Consider the following 2,314-nt stretch of genomic DNA (forward strand, 5'->3'; position numbering starts at 1 on the left):
CGGCGGGGTCAGCGCATCCCGGCGGCCCGGGCGGGGGGGCGGGGGCGCATCCGGGGCGGCCGGCTACGAACCCGCCCATCGGGCACGGCCCGCCGAGCCGCCACGACCCGACCTCCCCCGGCGAGGAGCGCACGGCACGGCACGAGGGGCCGGGGCCGGACGCCGGGGTCGGACGCCGGGGTCAGACGTCGGTGGAGAAGCGGATACCGCCGTCCGGGATCTCGACCCCGGGCCACACCCTCGCGCCGCGCAGCAGCTCGCAGCGGGCGCCGATATTGGCCCCGTCGCCGATCACGCCGTCGCGGACCAGGGCCCGCGGGCCGATCCGGGCGCCGAAGCCGACGATGGTGCGTTCCACCGTCGCACCGGCCTCCACGCGCGCGCCGTCGAAGATCACCGCGCCGTCCAGGCGGGCCCCCGCGCCGATCTCCGCGCCGCGGCCGACCACGGTGCCGCCGATGAGCAGGGCGCCGGGGGCGATGCCTGCGCTGGGGTGCACCAGGGCCTCGCCCCGCTGTCCCTCGGGCAGGGCGGGCGAGGGCGCGATGCCGCGGACCAGGTCGGCCGAGCCGCGCACGAAATCCTCGGGCGTGCCCATGTCGCGCCAGTAGGAGGTGTCGACGTGGCCCTGCACCCGCGCGCCCTCGGCCAGCAACGCGGGGAAGACCTCGCGCTCGACCGAGACCGGCCTGCCCGCCGGAATCTTCTCGATGTACTCGCGGCGGAAGACGTAGCAACCGGCGTTGATCTGGTCGGTCGGCGGGTCCTGGGTCTTCTCCAGGAAAGCGGTGACCCGGCCCTCCTCGTCGGTGGGCACGCAGCCGAAGGCGCGCGGGTCGCCGACCCGGACCAGGTGCAGGGTGACATCGGCGTTCGTCGTGTGGTGCGTGTCGAGCACGGCGCGCAGGTCGGTGCCGCCGAGCACGTCGCCGTTGAACACCATGACGGTGTCGTGGCGCAGCTTGGGCAGCACGTTGCGGATGCCGCCGCCGGTGCCGAGCGGTTCGGTCTCGGTCACGTACTCGATCTCGAGGCCGAGTTCGGAGCCGTCGCCGAAGTGCTCCTCGAAGACCTCGGCCTTGAAGGAGGTGCCGAGCACCACGTGGGTGATGCCCGCCTGCGCGATGCGCGCCAGCAGATGGGTCAGGAACGGTAGTCCGGCCGTGGGCAGCATCGGTTTCGGGGCCGACAGCGTCAGGGGGCGCAACCGCGTGCCCTGACCGCCGACCAGAATCACGGCATCGGTGCCGGAATCTCCTGCCATCGTTGTTCCCCTGTTCACACTGGTACTGCCGATCGCGCCGGCGTCTGGTGGCGCAGCGCAGATCGAACCGCACTTCGGGAGCGGAAGGCAAGTCCGGGTGCCCGGACCACCGGCTCAGACGGTAGCCAGTGCGGCGCGCAGGGCGGAGCGCCAGTCCCGCAGCGGTGTGAGCCCGGCCGCACGCCAGGCCCGGTCCGACAGCACCGAGTACGCGGGCCTCTGCGCCGGGCGCGGGAAGGCGCCGGAGTCGCACGGCCGCACCCGGGCCGGGTCGGCGCCGAGTTCGGCGAAGACCGCGCGCGCCAGCTCGAACCAGCTGGCCGCGCCGGCGTTGGTGGCGTGCAGGATCCGCGGCGCGGCGGGGGCGGCGGCCAGTTCGAGCAGACCGGCGGCGAGGTCGGCGGCGTAGGTGGGCGAGCCGATCTGGTCGTCGACGACGTCGACGGTCGGCCGCTCGGCCTCCAGCCTGCGCATGGTGGCGACGAAGTCACCGCTGTCGCCGGTGTAGACCCAGGCGGTGCGGACCACGTGCGCGTGCGGGGTCTCCGTCAGCACCGCCTGCTCTCCCGCCAGTTTGGAGCGGCCGTAGACGGTGGCCGGGCCGGTCTCGTCGTCGGTCTCGTACGGGACGTCGTGCGTGCCGGGGAAGACATAGTCGGTGGACAGGTGGATCAACCGGGCCCCGGCCCGGGCGCAGGCGGCGGCCAGCACGGCGGGACCGGTGGCGTTGATCGCCCAGGCGGCCTCGGGTTCGGACTCGGCCCGGTCGACGGCGGTGTAGGCGGCGCAGTTGACCACGACGTCGCCGGGCCGGATCGCCGCGGCGACGGCCCGCGCATCGGTTATGTCGAGATCGGCGCGGGTATATCCGTGCGCGTGCGGGGCCAGGCGGGTCAGCTGCCTGCCGACCTGCCCGCCCGCGCCGGTGACGACGAGACGAGCGGACGGCGGGCTGGATGGTGCGGCGGTCACGGCGGCAAGTCTGGCACGCCGGAAACCACGGAGGTGCGGACGACAGCGGTAACCGTTGGATAGCCTGAGTCCGGTCGA

At 74.2% G+C, this 2,314-nt stretch carries 2 protein-coding genes; both read right to left on the bottom strand.

Annotation, left to right across the window (positions count from 1 at the left end):
• Window positions 1-181 precede the first annotated feature (181 nt).
• Window positions 182-1,264, bottom strand: coding sequence for an NDP-sugar synthase (locus QH283_RS26725; protein ID WP_280505700.1), 1,083 nt, complete (start codon window positions 1,262-1,264; stop codon window positions 182-184).
• Window positions 1,265-1,378: 114 nt separating this feature from the next.
• Window positions 1,379-2,236, bottom strand: a complete 858-nt coding sequence (rfbD, locus tag QH283_RS26730; protein WP_280505701.1) for a dTDP-4-dehydrorhamnose reductase — start codon at window positions 2,234-2,236, stop codon at window positions 1,379-1,381.
• Window positions 2,237-2,314: the final 78 nt, after the last annotated feature.

This window comes from Nocardia farcinica, assembly GCF_029867845.1.
Classification (GTDB): domain Bacteria; phylum Actinomycetota; class Actinomycetes; order Mycobacteriales; family Mycobacteriaceae; genus Nocardia; species Nocardia farcinica_A.

Bases quoted from the DNA above. Each gene is read 5' to 3' on its own strand.
- QH283_RS26725 (WP_280505700.1), bottom strand. From the start codon at position 1,264: ATGGCAGGAGATTCCGGCACCGATGCCGTGATTCTGGTCGGCGGTCAG.